Origin of the sequence: Klebsiella sp. CN_Kp073, from assembly GCF_040065495.2 — a bacterium.
Classification (GTDB): Bacteria; Pseudomonadota; Gammaproteobacteria; order Enterobacterales; family Enterobacteriaceae; genus Klebsiella; species Klebsiella aerogenes.
In genome coordinates this window covers 3,962,927-3,984,592 of record NZ_CM198051.1, presented here as the reverse complement: position 1 = coordinate 3,984,592, position 21,666 = coordinate 3,962,927, and the positions used below count along the sequence as shown (strand labels likewise).

At 54.0% G+C, this 21,666-nt stretch carries 23 protein-coding genes and 1 other RNA gene; 12 read left to right on the top strand and 12 right to left on the bottom strand.

The window, feature by feature from the left end:
• Nucleotides 1–6 precede the first annotated feature (6 nt).
• Nucleotides 7–405 (bottom strand): hypothetical protein, encoded by a 399-nt coding sequence (locus ABLV66_RS19345; RefSeq protein ID WP_063448004.1) that lies wholly within the window; start codon nt 403–405, stop codon nt 7–9.
• A gap of 254 nt (nt 406–659) precedes the next feature.
• Here ABLV66_RS19345 and ffs point away from each other — a divergent pair.
• The 3 genes from ffs to ABLV66_RS19330 all read left to right on the top strand — a co-directional run bounded on the left by ffs (nt 660) and on the right by ABLV66_RS19330 (nt 1,539).
• Nucleotides 660–756: signal recognition particle sRNA small type (gene ffs / locus ABLV66_RS19340), an RNA gene on the top strand.
• A gap of 313 nt (nt 757–1,069) precedes the next feature.
• Nucleotides 1,070–1,327: a hypothetical protein gene (locus tag ABLV66_RS19335; protein ID WP_015367929.1), complete on the top strand. Its 258-nt coding sequence runs from the start codon at nt 1,070–1,072 to the stop codon at nt 1,325–1,327.
• A complete protein-coding gene (locus tag ABLV66_RS19330) occupies nt 1,324–1,539 on the top strand; it encodes a hypothetical protein (RefSeq protein WP_015367928.1) in 216 nt (71 codons plus the stop codon). Before ABLV66_RS19335 ends, ABLV66_RS19330 begins: the two co-directional genes overlap by 4 nt.
• Before the next feature lie 132 nt (nt 1,540–1,671).
• Here ABLV66_RS19330 and yczR read toward each other — a convergent pair whose 3' ends face one another.
• The gene (gene yczR / locus ABLV66_RS19325; RefSeq protein ID WP_049061684.1) at nt 1,672–3,099 is read right to left on the bottom strand and encodes a MocR-like transcription factor YczR; all 1,428 of its coding nucleotides are present in this window, start codon (nt 3,097–3,099) and stop codon (nt 1,672–1,674) included.
• Between the two features lie 87 nt (nt 3,100–3,186).
• Between yczR and yczE the strand changes: the two genes are divergently transcribed.
• Entirely contained in the window at nt 3,187–3,801 is a 615-nt protein-coding gene (gene yczE / locus ABLV66_RS19320) for a membrane protein YczE (RefSeq protein WP_045393554.1), read from the top strand.
• 88 nt (nt 3,802–3,889) lie between these two features.
• On the top strand, nt 3,890–4,243 hold the full coding sequence (locus ABLV66_RS19315; RefSeq protein ID WP_015367925.1) for a DUF1428 domain-containing protein: 354 nt from the start codon (nt 3,890–3,892) through the stop codon (nt 4,241–4,243).
• A gap of 41 nt (nt 4,244–4,284) precedes the next feature.
• Here the strand turns inward: ABLV66_RS19315 and pdeB are convergent, their stop codons facing one another.
• Nucleotides 4,285–5,844, bottom strand: a complete 1,560-nt coding sequence (gene pdeB / locus ABLV66_RS19310; RefSeq protein ID WP_047047049.1) for a cyclic di-3',5'-guanosine monophosphate phosphodiesterase PdeB — start codon at nt 5,842–5,844, stop codon at nt 4,285–4,287.
• Nucleotides 5,845–6,064: 220 nt separating this feature from the next.
• Here pdeB and ABLV66_RS19305 point away from each other — a divergent pair, with 220 nt between their 5' ends.
• Together ABLV66_RS19305 and ykgO are read left to right on the top strand one after the other, a co-directional pair.
• A complete protein-coding gene (locus ABLV66_RS19305; protein WP_015367923.1) occupies nt 6,065–6,325 on the top strand; it encodes a type B 50S ribosomal protein L31 in 261 nt (86 codons plus the stop codon).
• A 2-nt stretch (nt 6,326–6,327) separates the two neighbouring features.
• Nucleotides 6,328–6,468, top strand: a complete 141-nt coding sequence (ykgO, locus tag ABLV66_RS19300; RefSeq protein WP_003859006.1) for a type B 50S ribosomal protein L36 — start codon at nt 6,328–6,330, stop codon at nt 6,466–6,468.
• Here the strand turns inward: ykgO and ABLV66_RS19295 are convergent.
• Nucleotides 6,465–7,175, bottom strand: a complete 711-nt coding sequence (locus ABLV66_RS19295; RefSeq protein WP_348876533.1) for a GNAT family N-acetyltransferase — start codon at nt 7,173–7,175, stop codon at nt 6,465–6,467. The two genes, ykgO and ABLV66_RS19295, sit on opposite strands and share 4 nt — an antisense overlap.
• Nucleotides 7,176–7,277: 102 nt before the next feature.
• Between ABLV66_RS19295 and pdxR the strand changes: the two genes are divergently transcribed.
• The gene (gene pdxR, locus ABLV66_RS19290) at nt 7,278–8,732 is read left to right on the top strand and encodes a MocR-like pyridoxine biosynthesis transcription factor PdxR (RefSeq protein WP_047047053.1); all 1,455 of its coding nucleotides are present in this window, start codon (nt 7,278–7,280) and stop codon (nt 8,730–8,732) included.
• Here pdxR and ABLV66_RS19285 read toward each other — a convergent pair.
• The 6 genes from ABLV66_RS19285 to acrA all read right to left on the bottom strand — a co-directional run bounded on the left by ABLV66_RS19285 (nt 8,707) and on the right by acrA (nt 15,452).
• Nucleotides 8,707–9,171 (bottom strand): YlaC family protein, encoded by a 465-nt coding sequence (locus ABLV66_RS19285; RefSeq protein WP_047047056.1) that lies wholly within the window; start codon nt 9,169–9,171, stop codon nt 8,707–8,709. The two genes, pdxR and ABLV66_RS19285, sit on opposite strands and share 26 nt — an antisense overlap.
• A gap of 128 nt (nt 9,172–9,299) precedes the next feature.
• Complete coding sequence (gene maa / locus ABLV66_RS19280) at nt 9,300–9,860, bottom strand: maltose O-acetyltransferase (RefSeq protein ID WP_047068100.1); 561 nt, start codon at nt 9,858–9,860, stop codon at nt 9,300–9,302.
• A 131-nt stretch (nt 9,861–9,991) separates the two neighbouring features.
• The gene (hha, locus tag ABLV66_RS19275; RefSeq protein ID WP_015367918.1) at nt 9,992–10,210 is read right to left on the bottom strand and encodes a hemolysin expression-modulating protein Hha; all 219 of its coding nucleotides are present in this window, start codon (nt 10,208–10,210) and stop codon (nt 9,992–9,994) included.
• A 26-nt stretch (nt 10,211–10,236) separates the two neighbouring features.
• Nucleotides 10,237–10,611, bottom strand: a complete 375-nt coding sequence (gene tomB / locus ABLV66_RS19270; RefSeq protein ID WP_045393536.1) for an Hha toxicity modulator TomB — start codon at nt 10,609–10,611, stop codon at nt 10,237–10,239.
• 472 nt (nt 10,612–11,083) lie between these two features.
• The gene (gene acrB, locus ABLV66_RS19265) at nt 11,084–14,230 is read right to left on the bottom strand and encodes a multidrug efflux RND transporter permease subunit AcrB (protein WP_047047062.1); all 3,147 of its coding nucleotides are present in this window, start codon (nt 14,228–14,230) and stop codon (nt 11,084–11,086) included.
• A gap of 22 nt (nt 14,231–14,252) precedes the next feature.
• Nucleotides 14,253–15,452 (bottom strand): multidrug efflux RND transporter periplasmic adaptor subunit AcrA, encoded by a 1,200-nt coding sequence (gene acrA / locus ABLV66_RS19260; protein ID WP_045393531.1) that lies wholly within the window; start codon nt 15,450–15,452, stop codon nt 14,253–14,255.
• A 141-nt stretch (nt 15,453–15,593) separates the two neighbouring features.
• Here acrA and acrR point away from each other — a divergent pair, with 141 nt between their 5' ends.
• Both acrR and mscK read left to right on the top strand, forming a co-directional pair.
• Nucleotides 15,594–16,244: a multidrug efflux transporter transcriptional repressor AcrR gene (gene acrR, locus ABLV66_RS19255; RefSeq protein WP_045393528.1), complete on the top strand. Its 651-nt coding sequence runs from the start codon at nt 15,594–15,596 to the stop codon at nt 16,242–16,244.
• A gap of 129 nt (nt 16,245–16,373) precedes the next feature.
• Nucleotides 16,374–19,718: a mechanosensitive channel MscK gene (gene mscK, locus ABLV66_RS19250; protein ID WP_045393525.1), complete on the top strand. Its 3,345-nt coding sequence runs from the start codon at nt 16,374–16,376 to the stop codon at nt 19,716–19,718.
• A 37-nt stretch (nt 19,719–19,755) separates the two neighbouring features.
• Here mscK and rsmS read toward each other — a convergent pair whose 3' ends face one another.
• The gene (rsmS, locus tag ABLV66_RS19245) at nt 19,756–19,929 is read right to left on the bottom strand and encodes a pleiotropic regulatory protein RsmS (protein ID WP_015704613.1); all 174 of its coding nucleotides are present in this window, start codon (nt 19,927–19,929) and stop codon (nt 19,756–19,758) included.
• Between the two features lie 12 nt (nt 19,930–19,941).
• Nucleotides 19,942–20,469 (bottom strand): primosomal replication protein N'', encoded by a 528-nt coding sequence (gene priC / locus ABLV66_RS19240; protein ID WP_316422991.1) that lies wholly within the window; start codon nt 20,467–20,469, stop codon nt 19,942–19,944.
• 69 nt (nt 20,470–20,538) lie between these two features.
• Between priC and ABLV66_RS19235 the strand changes: the two genes are divergently transcribed.
• Nucleotides 20,539–20,916: a DUF454 family protein gene (locus ABLV66_RS19235; RefSeq protein ID WP_015704615.1), complete on the top strand. Its 378-nt coding sequence runs from the start codon at nt 20,539–20,541 to the stop codon at nt 20,914–20,916.
• Between the two features lie 150 nt (nt 20,917–21,066).
• Nucleotides 21,067–21,618, top strand: a complete 552-nt coding sequence (apt, locus tag ABLV66_RS19230) for an adenine phosphoribosyltransferase (RefSeq protein ID WP_015367908.1) — start codon at nt 21,067–21,069, stop codon at nt 21,616–21,618.
• The last annotated feature ends 48 nt before the right edge of the window (nt 21,619–21,666 follow it).

Genomic DNA, 21,666 nt, shown 5'->3' with positions numbered 1-21,666 from the left:
CAGCCGTCACAGGACGGTGAATTCCAGCGCCAGCCCGAGGATCTGCATACCGTGAATATTGTCATGCGGGCTGGTGGCGATCAGGCTTTCGAGGAATTTTAGCCGTTGCGATTGCGCATTGATAATGAGCTTGCCGCGCAGCGTCGGGTATTTGAGCGATGAGATGGGATAGACCACCCGGCCTTTGACCTCAACGGGCAGCTTACGCAGCTCGACGTGTTGCAACACGCCCACCGTGGAAAAGAGCAGGGCAACGGGGGTCACCGACAGCAGCGGCGCGCTACTGATGCTGACGAAATCCAGCAGCAGCTCGGGGCGTAGAAAATTTATGCCGTGAAAGGGGACGGTTACGCCATCAATGGCGGGCATGGGCAAGGTGGTGGTGGGGCGTGGCGATTGAGTCATGCGATTACCGTAGCGACAACACGTTGAAAAGACACAGGACGAACAAGTATGGCGGGTTGCGGTAAACTGTGCCGCGATGGGGCTCGCAATCTCTCTCATTGCTGGGGCGTTAGGCCGGGTAAAGGCACTATTTGCCGGGAAATCCGACGTTTTGCATAATAAACCAGCAGCTGGACGCGAGTGGCTTGCAATTCAGGAGTGCTATAGGGATAATGCGCCAGCGCGTTGGTTATCAACGCTCTCAATGGGGGCTCTGTTGGTTCTCCCGCAACGCTACTCTGTTTACCAGGTCAGGTCCGGAAGGAAGCAGCCAGAGCAGACGACGTGTGTGCCGGGATGTAGCTGGCAGGGCCCCCACCCAATTCCGGGTACCCTGATTTAATCTCCCTTATTTTGCTGTGCTTTTATTCTCTGCTACTATTATAAGCAATCTCACTTCATTTATTGTTTTACGTTACTAAAACGACGCTTTTTCATTCCTTAATTTTGCATTGTCATAAATGTGAAATAATAATGACATACTAATGTCATCTTCATGTCATATATAATGGGCAAATTATTTCCTGGAATTACCAGATATTATTAAGGATAAATAATATCTCTGGATCAAGATGTTAACTTCGTGTATTAATTATGATGATTTTATTGCACGGGAAGCGTGATCATGACCACAGTAGTTCTGAATGTGAAAATTGACGCAGAGTTAAAAGATAAACTGCGTCATTATGCGGAAGTCAATAACGAGAATTTAGGCACGGCAACGGAGAAGCTGCTGCAATTGGCGCTGGCGGCCATTGATTCAGCAGACGAGGCGGGGGTTTCGCATGAGGATATTGATAACCAGCATACCGAAGAGGAAGCGTCGCCGTTAACCCCTAAAGAAATCAAAGCATTACGCAAACTTCTGAAGAAGAAAAGATGAAACAACAATTCTCTACAGCCAGCAGTTACAGTGAAGCCTGTGACCTGCTGCGTTCCGGGTACGTTAAGCACGTGCGCCTGAACTGGAATATCGGTAGTGATGAGTTTTTTCGCATTGCTTCCGACTGGTGTGAAACTGGCGCAAAAATAAAAAAAGATGACGATGGCTTTATTATTTCGCTAAAAGGTTTTCCAATTCCGCGCCAGCATTAATGAAATGATTACGCGGTTGTCATTTTAATGACATGCGGCTTAGGCAAGATGGCACTGCAATTTTATAAAACATCTCATATTCATCATGGATGGTGGTTTTTGACGGGCTGATTCCAGCCCGTCGATATTTTATTATATTATTTTACGCATTCGCGTCATTTCTTTCTGTTGCGTAAGGGACTGCCACAGCGGTTGTAAAATGCTGAAGGCGTTGCGCAATTCCGTATCCGGCAGGGTGAAAGGCAAACGTAAATAACGATCGAAGGCCCCCTCCAGGCCGAAACGCGTACCGGTACCGATATGAATACCGGCATTCTCCGCACGTACTGAGAACTGCGTCGCTAACATTTCCGGCAGCTCCACCCAAAATGACAGCCCGCCCTCGGGGACGCAAAAGCGCCAGTGGGGAAAATATTCCGCCATTAATGCGGCGCACATATCGCGACGCGCGGCCAGCATCGCACGCCGTTGCGGCAATAACGCCTTTTCGTTTTCCAGTAGCCAACGGCAAGCCAGCTGCTCCAGCAGCGGCGAGCCGAGATCGAGCGTATCCCGCGCCTGGATGAGCGAGGCGATAGTCGACGCGGGCGCGCGGATCCAGCCAACTCGCAGTCCACCCCAGAACGTTTTCCCCGCGGAACCAATAGTGATTATCGGCGCTTCAGGATTGAAAGCCGCCAGCGGCGGCGGCGGCGGGGCGTTGTACCATAAATCCACCATCGTCTCGTCGGCAACCAGCGTCGTTCGCGTGCTGGCGGCCAGATCGGCGACGCGCTGCCGGGTCTCGCTATCCATGCAGCGGCCGGTGGGATTATGAAAATCCGGCATCATAAAGGCCAGCCGCGGCGAGGTTTGCGCAATGGTTGCCGCCAGTCCGTCGCAGTCCCAGCCCTTTTCCGGTAACGCCACGCCTACTGGCCGGCAGGAGGCGCCGCGAATGGCGTTAATTGCCATCGGATAGGAGGGAGCATCAACCACCACCCGGTCGCCTGGCCCGGTTAACAAACGCAGTACCAGGGCAAATCCGCTCAGCGCGCCATTTACGATCATGATTTCATCTGCCTGCGTCGGCAGTCCGCGTTCGCTATAGCGGCGGGCAATCACCGTGCGTAAATCGACTAACCCCTGCTGATCGTACCCGGTATAGGACAAATACTGCGGCATCAGCGTCAGCGCGTGGCTGTAGGCTTGATGAATTTCCGGTCCGGCGCTGAGGGCGGCGGTGGCGAGATTGACCGAAGGCGCCGAAAGCGTCTGTTCACCGGGCAGCAGAGGGCCAGCAGGTAGCGCAATGCGTGAACCACTCCCCTGGCGACTTTGCAGATAGCCTTCTTCTCGCAATAACCCCAGCGCGCTGGCGATAGTGGTGCGGCTAACATTTAGCGCCGTCGCCAGTTCTCGTTCGCCGGGCAAACGGGTCTCCAGCGCCAGCCGTCCATCAAGGATCAACAAACGCAGCGCTTCCGCCAGCTGCCGCCACAACGGCGCGCGCGAGGAAGGGGCCTGCCAGTTGCCGAGCAGGCGTACCAGCGATTGTGTTCCAAAACGACGTACTGACATAGCGATCCACTTTTCAAAAACTGGCCATTAATTACCAATCCATTTTTGCTGATGATGGGGGAGTTCGCAATATATACTGAGGTGTTTATGGTCCGTCGTTTGCTACAACTTTATATTGGTCTGGTTCTCTATGGCGTGTCGACGGCGTTATTCGTCCATGCCAACCTCGGGGCCGATCCGTGGGATGTGTTTCATCTGGGGGTGGCGAAACAGCTTAATATCAGTTTCGGCACGGTGATTATTGTGACCGGCGCCGCGGTGCTGCTGCTGTGGATCCCGCTGCGCCAGATGCCGGGTCTCGGCACCATTAGCAATGTCATCGTGCTGGGCCTTGCGGCCGATGCCACTCTCGCGGTACTTCCGCCGCTGGAATCGCTGCCCGCGCGTAGCCTGCTGCTAGCCGGCGCGGTGGTGATGAATGCGATAGCGACCGGGATGTATATCGGCGCCGGTTTTGGCCCCGGACCGCGCGATGGCCTGATGACCGGATTGCACGCGCGGACCGGCTGGTCGCTGCGTGGTATCCGTACCGCCATCGAAGTCTCGGTGCTGCTAATTGGCTGGCTGCTGGGCGGTAAAGTCGGGGTTGGCACCGTGGTTTACGCCTTTGCTATCGGCCCGCTGATCCAGCTATTTTTGCCCTGGTTCCGTCAACCGCGGCCAGTCAGTGCGGCGGCTAAAAGCCGTGAACTGGCGTCCTGAAATCGCCGTTCGCAATAGCAGCGACTAAACTTATCACTCAGACGCCGACGGATATGCCGCCGGCGCTGTTCACTTCGGAGACTCACTCATGAAGTATGTTGATGGTTTTGTCGTTGCCGTCCCTGCGGAAAATAAGGAGGCATACCGCGAACTGGCAGCAAAATCGGCGCCGTTGTTTAAAGAGTTTGGCGCCACGCGCGTGGTGGAGTGTTGGTCGGATGATGTCCCGGAAGGGAAGCTGACGGATTTCCGCATGTCGGTTAAAGCGCAGGCGGATGAGGAAGTGGTATTCAGTTGGATCGAGTACCCGTCTAAAGAGATCAGGGACGCGGCCAATGCGAAAATGATGAGCGACCCGCGGATCAAAGCGCTTAGCGATAGCTTGCCCTTTGACGGCAAGCGCATGATCTTCGGCGGTTTTGCGCCGATTCTTGACGAGTAAATCCGGCGGCGCGACTGGTTGCCAGCGCGCCGCACATGATATTAATGCGCTTTAATATTATTTTCCGCCCACTGAATAAATTCCTCTTTCGGCAGCGCCTTACAGTACAGCCAGCCTTGCGCGTAATTGACGCCATGCGCGCGCAGCCAGTCGCGCTGAGCGGGGGTTTCCACCCCTTCGGCGACGATCGCCAGATTCAGCGCCTTCGCCATGTCAATGATATGTGGCGTGAGAGGTTTATATTCCAGCGTATCGACAAATGACTTATCGATCTTCAGCGTATCCACATCCAGCGTCTGCAGGTAGCTGAGGCTGGAATAACCGGTGCCGAAATCATCAATCGAGATCCGGTGTCCCGCCTGGCGATAGCCAATAATCACCGGCAGGGTGGTTTGCGGATCGACAAAGCCGCGTTCGGTAAGCTCAAGGGGGATCTGTTCTGCGTTGATTCCCCAGCGCGCCAGCTGCTCCTTGAGTAGTTTGGGTAGCGTGGGCGAGCGCAGGTCATCCACCGACAGATTAATAGAAATGTGCATCTGCGGATGATGGCGCAGCCAGGGACCGAGATCGGAAAAGATTTTACGCACGATATCCTCGGTCAACCGGGTGATAAGCCCGGTTTGCTCGGCTAGCGGGATGAAAATATCCGGTGATAAAAAGGTCCCATCCGGCTGCTGCCAGCGGGCCAGCGCTTCGGCGCCGGCGATTTTACCATCCTCCAGCGAGACGATCGGCTGATAGTAAACCTGGATGGCATCGGATTGCAGCGCATCCAGCATGCCATAACGCGGCGAGCGTAATCTGCGCAGCAGGCGCAGAAGTAAAAAAGAGGTCAACAGGCTGGTAAAGAGCCCAATCGGCAGCCATAGCAGCAGCTGCTGGCGAAGGCGCGCATCCAGTGGCTGCGTGGACGACCAACTGGCGACGCCAAGACCCAGTTCAGGGATGATATGCACGCGATAGACGGTGTCATTCAGCGTCAGCGTCTCGCTATGGAGGTTTTTAATTCGCGTCCAAACCGCGGGATCGATCGGTTGGCTACTGATCACCACCTGATCGTGCTCGGTGCCGAATAATATCGTGTGGATCTTTTCCTGACCGGTGGCGATAACATCAATAAACGACACCGGGTCGATCATCACAATATGATTTTTATTGCCGAAAGCGGTCATGCGATGCTGCAGGCCGAGGTCATTGATCGAGGTAAGCCAGGTGCTGTAACCGTCGGCAGTCACGTGGTCGGGGGGCGGAAACGTGACTGAGACCTGGTGATCCTCAAGCGATGAGCACATCGGCACCGAATTACGCAGCCAGAGTACTTCCTGCACATAGCGATGGGTGTAGGCAATGCGGCGCATATTCAACAGATGTTCTGGCGAACAGGCGGTGGCGGTGTGCGCATCGGCTTCTTGTAATGCTTCTTTGGCCTGAGCGGCGACCTGTTCCACGCGCATCACAATGCGTTTTGAGTAGTGGTCGAGCTCGCTATAAAACTGCGCCTGCGCCTGACGCATTGCCAGCCAGATACTTAAGGCGATGGGCAGCACGATGGCGAGAATAAGTACCCCTGTAACCAGACTCATTAAATGGCGAGTCGTCATGGGTATGTCCTTATTTTAACGGGGAATTGCTCTGAGTATACGCGAAAGCGAAAAAAAGACCCGGATCGCGAATGCCGCGATTTGGGAGAAGGGGGGCAAATCATCGCCTCCTGAGACATCGCGTGGTTCTTGCTGAAACCGTTAATTTCCTGTGGTTGATCTTTGGCGTTCAACGGTGTACCTTAATTGTTATGTTATAACATATTAATTGAGGTTCGCTATGAAAGCTAATATTCATCCGCACTACCGTACCGTCGTTTTCCACGATACGAGCGTGAACGAGTACTTCAAAGTGGGATCCACTATTAAAACCGAGCGTGAGATTGAACTGGATGGCGTGACCTATCCGTATGTCACCTTAGATGTTTCGTCTAAATCCCATCCGTATTACACCGGTAAGCAGAAAACGCATGCCACCGAAGGTAGCGCCGCTCGTTTCCGTCAGCGCTTCGGTGGTTTTATTGATGCCAAAAGGAGCTAAATATGCAGGTACTGAACTCATTGCGTAGCGCTAAACAGCGCCACCCGGATTGCCAGATAGTGAAACGCAAAGGGCGGCTGTACGTTATCTGCAAAAGCAATCCGCGTTTTAAAGCGGTGCAGGGACGTAAAAAACGGCGTTAATTCGTAGGCTTGCGGAAGCTCTCCAGCGTGCGATATTGCTGGCCGTTGGCATCAAAATTACCAGCGGCCAGCCACTGGCGCATCGCGCTATCCACCTGCGGCCACTCGCTATCGATAATGGAAAACCAGTCGGTATCGCGATTGTGGCCTTTTATCACCAGCGCTTGTCGAAAGCGCCCCTCGAACTGAAAGCCTAAGCGCAGCGCCGCGCGCCGCGATGGTTCATTCAGGCTATTGCATTTCCACTCATAGCGACGGTAGCCGAGCGACTCAAAGACATAACGCATCAGCAACCACTGTGCCTCGGTGGCCATCGCTTTGCGGCTCAGCAGCGGCGAAAAGTGAACATGGCCGACTTCAACGACGCCGTTTTTGGCGTCAATACGCATTAGCGCTAACGATCCGACCGGCTGCCCACTCTGTTCATCAATTACCGCGAAGTGAAGCGGGTCGTTAAGCTCGCTGATGCTGGCAATCCAGGCGCTGAACTCGGCAACGCTGTTTTCCGGTTCACGCAAAAGCCAGGTCCAGGCGCGGGTATCAGGCGCCTGTCGATAGGCGTTGAACAGCGCTTGCGCGTGTTTAACGGCAAGCGGTTCCAGGCGGCATGACTGTCCTTGTAAGGTCTGGCGCTGCGGCCATGGGCGTGGCTGCCAGTCAGATAAAGCGTCGCCAACGAGTTGGTTAAATTGGTTGTATTGCGTCATCAGTCAAGTCCTGTTTGCGGGAAGAGTTCTGAGATTAAACATCTGCTGGTTCCATAAAAAGTGCCATCCGGGTATCTTTTCATGGTGCCACGAGGAGCAATGATGAATATACCGGACGATGCTTTTTTTGCCTTGCTGACGCGCGGGATACAGCTGCGGGGAGACGCGACGCTACAGCGCGCGCTGTATCAGACGCTGCGCGAGGCCATTTTACAGGGCGAATTACTTAGCCATAGCCGGTTGCCGGGCGCCCGCGTTATTGCTCAACGTGCTGGCGTATCGCGCAATACCGTAAACAGCGCCCTGGAGCAGCTGGCGATAGAGGGATATCTAAACCGCAGTCGTCAGGGGACGTATGTCGCGGCGCTCAATATGCTGGCGGAAAGCGAGCCGACGCCGCCAACGTTTGTTTTACCTGAGCGCTTGCGCACGCTACCGCAGCCGGGTCGACGGGATTCTCCGGCACTGTTGTTGACTACCGGAATGCCCGCGGTGAACTACTTCCCGCTGGCTATCTGGCGTCGTTTGCTCGATCGGGTACTGCGCGAGAACGGCAGTACGATTCTTGGGTATGGGGAGGCGGCCGGTGAACCAGCGCTGCGCGAGGCGATTGCCCGTCATCTGACCTTATCCCGGGGCATACGCTGCACAGCGCGGCAAATTGTGATTACTGAAGGCGCGCTGGAGGGGGTTAATCTTTGCACGCATCTGCTGAGCGAGGCGGGGGATACCGCCTGGGTCGAAGAACCCGGTTATTTCGGCGCCAAAAGCGTGTTTATTAAAGCCGGATTGCAAATAAAAGGGATTGCGGTTGATAGCGATGGCATGCGGCCAGATATCGCGGACGAGCCGCCGCCACGGCTTATTTTTACCTCACCTTCGCACCAGTACCCGAGCGGGGCGGTGATGAGCGCCGGCCGCCGTCTGGCGTTGCTGGAGTATGCCCGCCAGCATAACGTATGGATTATTGAAGACGACTATGACAGCGAGTTTCGCTACAGCGGCGAACCCATTCAGGCGATGCTCGGCATGGTGACGCAGGCGCCGGTGGTTTATCTTGGCACCTTCAGTAAAACGCTTTTCCCGTCACTGAGAATAGGATTTGCGGTAATGCCTCCTGCGCTGGCCGAGGCGGCGCAGGAGGCGATCGGCGCGCTGTTGCGCGGCGGCCATCGACTGGAACAGCGCGCGCTGGCGCTGTTCATCGAAGAGGGGCATTATGCGCGCCATCTGGCTTCAATGCGCCGATTGTATCGTCGGCGTCAGCAGCTGTTACGCGAGGCGGTCGCAAGCGAATTCGAGCTGGCGAATGAGATTTGGGGCGGAGAGGGCGGGCTGCATTTAACCGTCGCCATTGATGGCATCGACGATGTGCAAATTGTCGAGCAGGCGCGACGGTATCAAATGGCGCCAGCGGCGCTAAGCCGCTTTTATCTTAACCCACAGACCGCGCGTAGCGGCCTGGTATTGGGTTACGGTAATACGTCCGCGGCGCATTTCGTCGCGTCGCTGCGGACGTTGAACCGGCTAATCAGGCAGCAACGCGGGTCAGGGTGAAGACATCGTAGAACGAGAGTTCCCCTTTGGTGGCGATCATTTTCTGCAACTGGGCTTTCTGTTCATGGCCGACCTGCGGCGATTGCAGAATGCCGTCAATTAGCTGCTCAGGCACGAAGCGGGTGTTATACCATTCACCGTTATAACAGACGCGAAAATCGAGCACGTCGATATCTTCATAACGGTAGCGCGGGTAGACATCGAAGAAGAAGAAGCCATTCAACAGGACAAACAGGACGACCAGTAGCCATACGGAATCAACCAGCGTCTCAGAGCGCAGCATGACGACGAGCGTGGCCAAAAAGGCGGCGTACATGGCGACAAATAGCCACGGGTGATTGCGAATAAAACTGATACTAAAACGCGGGCGATTATCGCGTTTTTCTTTTTCGTTCAGTTCCTCAATGGTGTTGGTTAGCAGGCGCTGTATTTCTGTCATTTTAGTCCCCGAATTCTTCGTAGAGCCCGGCATTTCAGGCTCTACGGCTCAGTTTGGCGGTTATTTTATGTTGCCGGAGACTGGGGTTAAAGTAACAGATCAGTTACAGAAAAGCATAACAGTTACTATTATTCGGTTAATAGCAGCTTGATGATTTGTGCAGGATTACCGCCGACTACCGCATTGGCCGGCACATCTTTTACCACCACGGCACCGGATGCGATGACCGCGTTGTCACCGATGGTGACGCCGGGGTTGATGACCGCCCGGCCGCCAATCCATACGTTATTGCCGATAACCACCGGTTTTCCATACTCGATACCGCTATTACGTTCCGTCGGATCGAGCGGATGGGTCGCAGTATAGATGTGAACGCCCGGCGCCAGCATACAGTTATCACCAATCCGAATCGGGCAAACATCAAGCATTACGCAGTCAAAGTTAGCGTAAAAATTGGCGCCGAGGCTGATGTTATAGCCATAATCGCAGCGGAAAGTGGGCTCGATATACGCGTCGGTGGGCTTGCCAAATAGTTCGCTCAGCAGTGCCGCACGCGATTCGCGTTCATCCGGAGCAGAGTGGTTATAGCGGTGCAGTACCTGCCTTGCATACAGGCGGTCTGCTTTTAGCGTTGCGTCTCCAGCAAGGTAAGGTTCGCCGGCGATCATTTTCCTTTTTTCTTCGCTCATGGTCTTCTCCTGGTTAAAGAAGAAACAGTATAAAGCGAAACCGGTTTCATATGCAGCAATATGGGACTCAGGCGTTTAATATCCCGAGTGATCCCTGTTGACGCGCCGTGGTATTAATGACAGAAAATGAACTAGCGGATAAATTTCCATACTGAAGTTGGGATTTTGTCGTATAGCTTATTCATGGTCAATTCAGCAAGACGATGATCGGCTGCTGAGTAAAATACAGCCAATTCATTGTCGGAAAGTTCATATTTATTCTTTTCAATTACGCGCTCCAGCGTATCAATTGTCTGACAGCGGCGTAAACGCATCAAATAGTCTGTTTTAGTTAATGGTTTACCAGACATCATTTCACCTTTTGAATGTAATAATTCTAACAAGAAAGACTTACCGGGTTCTCCCGGCTGGCGTTCACAAAGCATCGGAATAAGCGATTGCCGGATTTACGCCATTTTTGGAGATCGCTTGTGTTTATGCCATAGCTACTGAACAGCATAAAAGTGTCATCCAGGTATTCGTCAAGCTGAGAAATCAGCTTATTATCCTCAGCATACTTAATTTTATAATTAAGCGCGTAAGTTGCTATGTGCTCGATCAATTCATTTAATTGAAGATTCACCGCCGAAGTGGGATCGTTAACCCAGCCGCGGTTGCTCTCTTCCAGGTTTGCAAGGCAGTCATGATACAGGGTTTCGCAGAGAAATCTAAGCTGCGCGATATCATGTCTTTTTGGCGAGTACTCGTCCATAACACATCCCCTTGTAAGTGGTTTAAACGACGACTAACAAACACCGTTGTGGGATGAAGACCAGGCTCAAACATTGTAATCCTGTGATTTAACTATAATCCAGTATCAAAGACATTTCACCGTGCTATTACGAAAAATTACAATAAATACGGTTAATTTATCTTAAAAAAACAGATCCTATTATACGAATTCCTTTTATGTTTGGCGAAACTGGAACGTCAGCCTTATATATCATCAGGTTATCTGATTGACGCCTGCCTGCAGCGAAAAGGTTGTTGGGAGGTTGTTGGTAATTAAGAATATTCTGAATGAAGCCTGATGGTGAAGCCAATAACGGAAATCTTAATAAAGATAGAACAACGTTCATCAATGTATATTATATGTCAGAACGTAAAATAAACAATAACAATGTGTGCGTTTAAAAACCCCTAAAGAAAAAGGGCCGCAAATGCGGCCCTTAGCTTAAGCAAGATTAATGATGCTCAACCGGATGGTTATGCTCAATATCTTCAGTTTTCTTACTGAAGCGGCGACGAACCACCACGAAGAATACCGGCACGAAGAAGATGGCCAGAACCGTCGCGGTCACCATCCCGCCCATTACGCCAGTACCGACGGCGTTCTGCGCGCCGGAACCTGCGCCGGAGCTGATAACCAGCGGCATTACCCCAAGGATAAACGCCAGAGAGGTCATCAGGATTGGACGCAGACGCATACGTACTGCTTCCAGCGTCGCTTCAATCAGGCCTTTGCCTTCTTTTTCCATCAGGTCTTTGGCGAATTCAACGATAAGTATCGCGTTCTTCGCCGACAGACCGATGGTCGTCAGCAGGCCGACCTGGAAGTAAACGTCGTTAGTCAGCCCGCGGAAGGTTGCCGCTAACAGCGCGCCGACAACACCCAACGGTACCACCAGCATGACGGAGAACGGAATCGACCAGCTTTCGTACAACGCCGCCAGACACAGGAAGACGACGATAAGCGAAATGGCGTACAGCGCTGGGGCCTGGTTGCCGGACAGGCGTTCCTGATAGGACATACCGGTCCAGTCGTAGCCGACGCCAGAAGGCAGTTTGCTTGCCAACTGTTCCATCATCGCCATCGCTTCACCCGTACTGCGTCCCGGAGCGGCCTGACCGAGAATTTCCATTGATGGCAGACCGTTGTAACGCTCCAGACGCGGTGAACCATATTCCCAATGGGAAGTGGAGAAGGCGGAGAACGGCACCATCTGACCATCGCTGCCGCGTACATACCAGTTGCCGATGTCTTCTGGCAGCATACGGTATTTCGCTTCAGACATGACGTACACTTTCTTCACGCGACCGCGGTCGATGAAGTCGTTGACGTAGCTGCCGCCCCAGGCCGCGCCAAGGGTAGTGTTGATGTCGCTAATTGAAACGCCAAGCGCCTGCGCTTTTTCCTGATCGATATCGATCTTGAACTGCGGCGTATCTTCCAGGCCGTTAGGACGCACGCCAACCAGAAGGTCAGGATGCTGAGCGACCATACCAAACAGCTGGTTACGCGCCTGAGTTAATTTCTCATGCCCTAAACCACCCTGATCGATGAGCTGGAAGTCAAAGCCGGTAGCGGTACCCAGTTCGACGATCGCCGGCAGGTTAAAGGCGAAGACCATCGCATCTTTAATCTGCGAGAAACGGGCCATCGCGCGACCGGTAATCGCTTCAACTTTGTTTTCTGAACCCGGGCGTTGGCTCCAGTCTTTTAACGACACGAAGGCGATACCGGTGTTCTGACCGCGACCCGCAAAACCAAAGCCGTTAACCGCGAACACCGATTCAACGTTGTTCTTCTCTTTGGTCAGGTAGTAGTCAGTCATCTCATCAAGGACTTTCTGCGTACGTTCCTGACTCGCGCCCGCCGGAAGCTGCGCCATACTCAGGAATACGCCCTGGTCTTCATCCGGCAAGAAGGAGCTTGGCAGACGAACGAACAGGTAAGCCATACCGATGACGATAATCAGATACAGCACCAGGTAACGACCGGTACTACGCAGAATGTTGCCTACGCTGTCGGTGTAGTGGTGCGTGCTCTTATCGAACATGCGGTTAAACCAGCCAAAGAAGCCTTTGTGCTCGCCATGGCCGCCTTTCTGAATCGGTTTCAGCATGGTGGCGCACAGCGCTGGCGTCAGAATCAGGGCCACCAGTACCGACAGCGCCATCGCGGACACGATAGTAATCGAGAACTGGCGATAAATCGCGCCGGTTGAACCGCCGAAGAAGGCCATCGGGATAAATACCGCAGACAGCACCATCGCAATACCGACCAACGCGCCCTGAATCTGACCCATTGACTTACGGGTCGCTTCTTTCGGCGGCAATCCTTCCTCCGCCATCACGCGCTCGACGTTTTCTACCACCACGATGGCGTCATCCACCAGCAAGCCGATGGCGAGCACCATCCCGAACATCGTTAGGGTGTTTATCGAGAAGCCAAATACCGCCAGGATGGCGAATGTCCCGAGCAATACCACCGGTACCGCGATGGTCGGGATCAACGTGGCGCGGAAGTTCTGCAGGAAAAGATACATGACCAGGAACACCAGGATGATCGCTTCCACCAGCGTTTTTACCACTTCATGAATAGAGATCTTCACGAACGGGGTAGTATCGTACGGGTAGACGATTTTCAGGCCTGACGGGAAGTACGGTTCCATCTTCGCCAGCTCGGCGCGGATGGCGTTGGCGGTATCCAGGGCGTTAGCGCCGGTCGCCAGTTTAATCCCCAGACCGGAAGCCGGTTGGCCGTTGAACTTCGCGATGATGTCGTAGTTTTCGCCGCCGAGCTCAACTTTCGCCACATCGCGCAGACGAACCTGTGAACCATCCTGATTGACTTTCAGCAGGATTTTGCTGAATTCATCTGCGGAGGTTAAACGAGTCTGGGCGATGATCGAGGCGTTCAACTGCTGGCCTTTCACCGGCGGCGTACCGCCTAACTGGCCCGCCGCGACCTGGGCGTTCTGCGCTTTAATAGCGTTGATGACATCTACCGGAGTCAACTGGAAGTTGTTCAGCTTCGTGGGGTCCATCCAGATACGCATCGCGTACTGGGAACCGAACAGCTGAACGTCGCCGACGCCGGAGGTACGGCTGATGGCATCCTTCATATTGGCGCCCACGTAGTCGGAAATATCCTCCTGCGTCATGGTGCCGTTAGTGTTGATAACCCCGACAACCATCAGGAAGCTACTGGAGGATTTCTCCACGCTCACGCCCTGTTGTTGTACTTCCTGCGGCAGCAGCGGCATCGCCAGCTGCAGCTTGTTCTGCACCTGTACCTGGGCGATGTCTGCGTCAGTACCGGACTGGAAGGTCAGGGTGATCTGCACCGTACCGGTGGAGTCACTGTTTGAGGACATGTACATCAGGTTATCGATACCGTTCATGTTCTGTTCGATAACCTGTGTCACGGTATCCTGCACCGTTTTCGCATCAGCCCCCGGGTAGGTGGCCGAGATCGTCACTGCTGGCGGCGCAATCGTTGGATATTGCGCCACGGGGAGTTTCATAATCGAAAGCCCCCCGGCCAACATGATGATTATGGCGATCACCCATGCAAATATGGGGCGATCGATAAAGAAATTAGGCATGTCTTAACGGCTCCTGTTTAAGTTAAGACTTGGTTTGTTCAGACTGAGCGTTCGCGTTGCCGGCGGTTTGCTGTTGGTTGTCTGAAGCTACTTCCTGCGCTTTTACCTGTACGCCTGGTTTGACTTTTTGCAGGCCAGCTACGATCACGCGATCGCCGGATTTCAGACCTTCGGTCACTAACCACTTGTCGCCGATAGCTTGAGTCGCGGTGACCTGGCGAACTTCAACTTTGTCGCCTTCGCCAACCACCATCACGCTGGCATCGCCGCGCGGGGTACGGGTAACGCCCTGTTGCGGAACCAGCAGCGCATCCGGGTTAATACCTTCTTCCAGGCGTGCGCGGACGAACATCCCTGGCAGCAGGGTGTGGTCCGGGTTCGGGAAGATCGCGCGCAGCGTGATAGAACCGGTGGTCTGGTCAACGGTGACATCAGAGAATTCCAGCGTGCCGTCTTGCGGGTATTTCAGACCGTCGTTGGTCACCAGTTCGACTTTCGCTTTGCCGTTTTCTTGCTTCAGTTTACCGTTCGCCAGTTCCTGTTTCAGACGCAGGAAATCGTTGCTCGATTGGGTAACGTCAACATAAATAGGATCTAACTGTTGAACGGTCGCCAGCGCGGTAGCTTGCCCGTTTTGCACCAGCGCGCCCTCGGTGACCGCGGATTTACCAATGCGGCCGCTGATTGGCGAAGTCACTTTGGTATAAGCCAGGTTGATGCGCGCGGTTTCAACCGCGGCTTTTGCCGCGACGACGGCGGCGTTGCTTTGCTGAGCGTCGGCAACGGCGGTGTCGTAGTCTTGTTGACTGATGTATTTCGTGCCAAGCAGTTTCTGATAACGTTTGACCGTCAACTGAGCGATGTTTGCGGCGGCCTGGGCTTTCGCTAAGTCGCCTTTGGCGCTTTCATAGCTGGCCTGATAGGTTGCCGGATCGATCTGATAAAGAGACACCCCCGCCTGAATATCGCTGCCTTCAACGAAGTTACGTTTCAGAATAATGCCACTTACCTGAGGACGGACTTCTGCGACACGATAAGCATTGGTACGGCCAGGAAGTTCAGTGGTGATTTGTAGAGGTGCGGATTTGAGCGTGACAATGCCAACTTCCGGCATTTGCTGGGCTCCTTGTTGAGCCGGTTTATCGTCACATCCTGTTAGCGCTAAGCTGCCTGAGAGCATCAGAACGACCGCCAGAGGCGTTAACCCTCTGTTTTTGTTCATATGTAAACCTCGAGTGTCCAATTTCAAATTTTCAGTGGCTCAAACGTCCACAAACCCACTTCAGTCTTTCTATTATGGTCATGCTATGGTACATACATTCATAAATGTATGTAAACGCAACCTCTGTAAAGTCATCAACCTATGGCACGAAAAACCAAACAACAGGCACTTGAAACCCGGCAACTGATTCTTGACGTTGCCCTGCGTTTGTTTTCGCAGCAAGGCGTATCATCTACCTCGTTGGCCGCGATTGCAAAAGCTGCCGGAGTGACCAGGGGCGCGATTTACTGGCATTTCAAAAACAAATCCGATCTGTTTAATGAAATATGGAGTCTTTCGGACGCCAGCATTAGCGATCTCGAAGTTGAGTATCGGGCAAAATTCCCTAACGATCCACTGTCAGTTGTTCGCGAAATACTGGTCTATATCCTCGAAGCGACGGTAGTAGAGGAGCGTAGACGCCTGATGATGGAAATCATCTTCCATAAATGCGAATTTGTCGGAGAAATGGCCGTTGTCCAACAAGCACAGCGCAGTTTATGGCTTGAAAGCTACGATCGTATTGAGCAAACATTAAAAGAGTGTATCACTGCTCAACAATTACCTGCGAATTTACTCACTCGCCGTGCGGCAATTCTGATGCGTAGTTATCTTTCCGGATTAATGGAGAATTGGCTTTTCGCGCCTGAGACCTTTAATCTTCATGCGGAAGCTCGCGCTTATGTAGACACGCTCATTGAGATGTATCAAACCTGTCCATCGTTGCGTAGCCCGTCTGCAATTGTGGCCTGACGACCAGGAGTAAATAAAGGTAAATTTTACTTATCTCTGCCGCTATTCGCGCGCGGGGAGAAGTGCTATTCTGCGCGCTGCGACGACCCCCGGTATTCTCCGGCATTTGCAACCATTCATGTTAATACTATGCAGCATACAAATCGTTGGCCTCATGCTATTTCCACCATTGTCTTTGCACTGGTCCTTATAGTTGGCACTCTGAGCTTCAGCCAGGTTCAGGCTGCAGATTTACCTGACCGTTCTGACATTCAAAGCCAGCTCACTACGTTAAATAAGCAAAAAGAACTCACGCCGCAGGAAAAATTAGTTCAGCAGGACCTGACCCAGACTTTAGAAACGCTCGATAAGATTGAACGTATAAAGTCTGAAACTGTGCAACTGCGTCAGCAGGTTGAACAGGCGCCGGCGAAAATGCGTCAGGCGGTAGACAGCCTGAATGCGCTGAGCGACGTTCCTGATGATGAAGTCACCCGTAAAACCCTGAGCACGTTGTCGCTGCGACAGCTAGAGTCGCGCGTGTCGCAGGCGCTCGACGACCTGCAAAGCGCGCAGAACGATCTGGCGACCTATAACAGCCAGTTGGTCTCGCTGCAGACGCAGCCGGAACGCGTGCAGAACGCGATGTATTCCGCCTCTCAGCAATTACAGCAAATTCGTAACCGTCTCAACGGCACCGCGCCGGGCGAAGAGACGCTGCGCCCGACGCAGCAGGGGCTGTTGCTGGCGCAGCAGGCGTTGCTGAACGCGGAAATCGAACAGCAGCGTAAGAGCCTGGAAGGCAATACCGTCCTGCAGGATACGCTGCAGAAACAGCGCGACTACGTCACCGCCCATAGCAACCGGCTGGAACATCAGCTGCAACTGTTGCAGGAAGCGGTGAACAGCAAGCGACTGACGCTCACCGAGAAAACCGCTCAGGAAGCGGTCTCGCCGGAGGAGACCTCGCGGATCCAAAATAACCCGCTGGTCAAGCAGGAGCTTGAAGTTAACCACCAGCTCAGCGAAAAGCTGATTCAGGCGACGGAAAACGGCAACCAGCTGGTGCAGCGTAATATCAGAGTGAAAAACTGGCTCGACCGCGCGCTGCAGTCCGAACGCGATATCAAAGAGCAGATTTCCGTATTGAAAGGCAGCCTGCTGCTGTCGCGTATCCTCTATCAGCAGCAGCAAACGTTGCCATCAGCAGACGAGCTGCAGGATATGACCAACCGCATTGCCGATCTGCGCCTGGAGCAGTTTGAGGTTAACCAGCAGCGCGATGCGTTATTCCAGAGCGATGCCTTTGTGGCAAAGCTGGAAGAAGGCCATAGCAGCGAAGTCACGCCGGAAGTTCACGACGCCCTGTTGGAAGTGGTGGACATGCGCCGTGAATTGCTCGACCAGTTTAACAAACAGCTGGGGAACCAGTTGATGATGGCCATCAACCTGCAGATTAACCAGCAGCAGTTGATGAGCGTCTCCAGCAATCTGAAATCGATCTTGACCCAGCAGATTTTCTGGGTGAACAGCAATAAGCCGATGGATTGGGAGTGGATTAAATCCTTCCCGGAAGCGCTGAAAGGCCAGTTCAAATCGATGAAAATCACCGTCAACTGGGAAAAAGCCTGGCCGGCGGTGTTTATCGCATTCCTTGCCGGGCTGCCGCTGCTACTGATTGCCGGTCTGATCCGCTGGCGCCTGCAGTGGCTGCGCGATTACCAGGCGAAGCTGGCCTCTCAGGTAGGTCAGTTACGCAACGATACCCAGCTCAACACGCCAAAAGCGATCCTGATTGATTTGATCAGAGCGCTGCCGGTGGTGCTGCTCATCCTCGCCGTCGGGCTTATCCTGCTGACCATGCAGCTGAATGTCAGCAACCTGCTGTGGGCTTACAGTAAGAAACTGGCAATGTTCTGGCTGGTGTTCGGCCTGTGCTGGAAGGTACTGGAAAAAGATGGCGTGGCGGTGAAGCATTTCAATATGCCCGCGCAGCTGACCAGCCACTGGCGGCGGCAGATCGTCCGCGTCAGCCTGGCGCTGCTGCCGCTGAATTTCTGGTCGGTCGTCTCTGAGCTCTCTCCGCTTAATTTGATGGACGACGTACTGGGGCAGTTCGTTATTTTCGTCAACCTGCTGCTGATTGCGGTGCTGGTGTGGCCGATGTGCCGCGAAAGCTGGCGTGACAAAGAGTCGCATAGCCTGCGCCTGCTAACGGTGACCGTGCTGTCGATTGTGCCCGTCGCGCTGATGGTCCTCACGGCGACCGGTTACTTCTATACCACGCTGCGTCTGGCTGGCCGCTGGATTGAGACCGTCTATCTGGTGATGATGTGGAACCTGCTGTACCAGACCGTGCTGCGCGGCCTGAGCGTGGCGGCGCGGCGTATTGCCTGGCGCCGGGCGCTGGCGCGTCGCCAGCATCTGGTGAAAGAAGGGGCGGAGGGCGCCGAACCGCAGGAAGAGCCGACGATCGCGCTCGAACAGGTTAACCAGCAAACGCTACGTATCACCATGCTGGTGATGGTGGCGCTGTTCGCGGTGATGTTCTGGGCGATTTGGTCCGATCTGATTACCGTATTCGCCTATCTCGACAGCATTACGCTCTGGCACTACAACGGTACCGAGGCCGGAGCCAGCGTGGTGAAAAGCGTAACCATGGGCAGCCTGTTGTTTGCGATTGTCGCCTCAATGGTCGCCTGGGCGCTGATTCGCAACTTGCCAGGCCTGCTGGAAGTGCTGGTGCTGTCGCGTCTTAATATGCGCCAGGGCGCCTCCTATGCCATAACGACGATCCTTAACTACGCGATTATCGCCATCGGCGCGATGACGGTATTCGGCTCGTTAGGCGTATCGTGGGATAAACTGCAGTGGCTGGCCGCAGCGCTGTCGGTTGGTTTAGGTTTCGGCTTACAGGAGATCTTCGGTAACTTCGTTTCCGGTCTGATCATTCTCTTCGAACGCCCGGTGCGTATCGGCGATACGGTGACTATCGGCACCTTCTCCGGCACCGTCAGTAAGATCCGCATTCGCGCGACGACCATCACCGACTTCGATCGCAAAGAGGTGATCATTCCGAACAAGGCCTTCGTGACCGAACGGCTGATCAACTGGTCGCTCTCCGATACCATCACCCGCGTGGTGATCCGCCTGGGTGTGGCCTACGGATCCGATCTCGATAAAGTGAAAGAGGTGCTGCTGCAGGCGGCGCATGAACATCCGAAAGTGATGCAGGAACCGGCGCCGTCGGTCTTCTTTACCACCTTCGGCGCCAGCACGCTGGATCATGAACTGCGCCTCTACGTGCGTGAACTGCGCGATCGCAGCTACGCGGTGGACGAATTGAACCGTTCGATCGATCGCCTGTGCCGTGAAAACAATATCGATATTGCCTTCAACCAGCTGGAAGTTCATCTGCGTAACGAGAAGGGAGATGAAGTGACGGAAGTGAAGCGCGATAATAAAGGGGATGATACGGCGCCAGACGTCGCATAATCGCTAATCGGGGCGGCATATGCCGCCCCGAATCGTTTTATTCTTCTGACAAAGGCGCGTCAGGTTGGGCGTTTTTCAGTTTGTTTTCATAGTCGCGCTTAATAATATCCAACGCTCCCAGCACCGTTTTTGCGCTGACCCGGTTTTCCTCCAGCAACATGATTAAATCGACGGCCAGTTTGACTTCGTCTGGTGCATTTTCCAGCGACATAATCCTCTCCTGTTAGCGCGTTAAACGCGCCAGTACGTTTTCAATATTTTCCAGCGCATCGCGACAGCGGGCCAGGCGCCCGGCATAGGCCTCGACCTCTTTGGTCAGCCGCTGCTGTTCGGCAAGGGTTGTTGCCGACGCCAGCTGACGTTGACGACCGTTGCGCATCGCCAGCAGGCGGCGCTCATACTCCTGGTGCTGCAGGCGGCGGCGTTGCCAGCGGTTTAGCGTCGGCGAGGCGCTATCCCAGTGGCGTAACGACCAGGTCGCCGTCTCGCGGCTAATGGCGGCAATCTGCGCTACCAGCCGTTCGGCAAGCCAGGCGACCTGGGGCAGATGCTGATGTTCGACGGCATGCTGGAGCTCGGTAAAATTATGCCGCGCTTCGTCAAGGTAAGCCTGCATCTGCGTGTCGCGGGTACGGAACAGCTGGCGGTCGAAACGCGGGCTCAGCGTGGCGTGATTGGCGAACGGCGCCACCTGAAGCGCCAGCTCGGCCAGCTGACTTTCCAGCGTTTGTAAAAGCCGGGTTGTTTTCAAATAACTCCTCCATTCCCTACTCAGCAACTGTGCTACAGTAGCGACATCTGCTTGATAACGATTCGCATTATGCCACGTATTATTTTAATCATCATTGGCTGGCTGGCGGTAGTGCTGGGGACGCTGGGCGTCTTCTTACCGCTGTTACCAACAACGCCATTTATTCTACTTGCCGCGTGGTGTTTTGCCCGCTCGTCGCCGCGCTTTCACCACTGGCTACTTTATCGCTCGTGGTTTGGCGGCTATCTTCGCCACTGGCAGCAGTACCGGGCGATGCCGCCGGGGGCCAAGCCGCGAGCCATTATCATGATTTTACTGACCTTTGCCATTTCTCTGTGGCTGGTTAAGCTTATGTGGGTGCGCATCCTGCTGCTGGCGATCCTCGCCTGCCTGCTGATATTTATGTGGCGCATTCCGGTGGTTGACGCAAAGCAACAAAAGCACTGATGCGCAATAATGCCTGTTGCAATTGTTGGCGACAGCCAGTAAATTCTGGCGTTTTCGAGCGCGGGTAAGCCTGGTCAAAGGTTAAACAAATGTTTCTTTGGCCCATTTTGCACGCCCGTGGGTAACACCGTTTCAATCAGGCATAAACTTATGACCGCAACTGCACAGCAGCTTGAATATCTGAAGAACAGCATCCAAAGCGTCCAGGATTATCCGAAACCGGGCATCCTTTTCCGCGATGTCACCAGCTTGCTGGAAGACCCTAAAGCCTACGCGCTTAGCATTGAACTGCTAACCGAGCGTTATAAAGACGCGGGCATCACCAAAGTGGTGGGGACCGAAGCGCGTGGTTTTCTGTTCGGCGCCCCGGTTGCGTTGGCGCTGGGCGTTGGTTTTGTTCCGGTTCGTAAGCCGCGCAAGTTGCCGCGCGAAACCATCGCCGAAAGCTATGAGCTTGAATATGGCACCGATCAGCTGGAAATCCACGTTGATGCCATTAAAGAAGGCGATAAAGTGCTGGTCGTTGACGACCTGCTGGCGACCGGCGGCACCATTGACGCCACCGTGAAGCTGATTCGTCGCCTGGGCGGCGAAGTTCACGATGCCGCTTTTATTATCAATCTTTTCGATCTGGGCGGCGAACAGCGCCTGGAAAAACTGGGCATCAATTGCTTTAGCCTGGTGCCTTTCCCGGGCCACTAAGCAAATCCCGACACATAGCCTCGCCGATCCGGCGGGGCTGTGATAGCA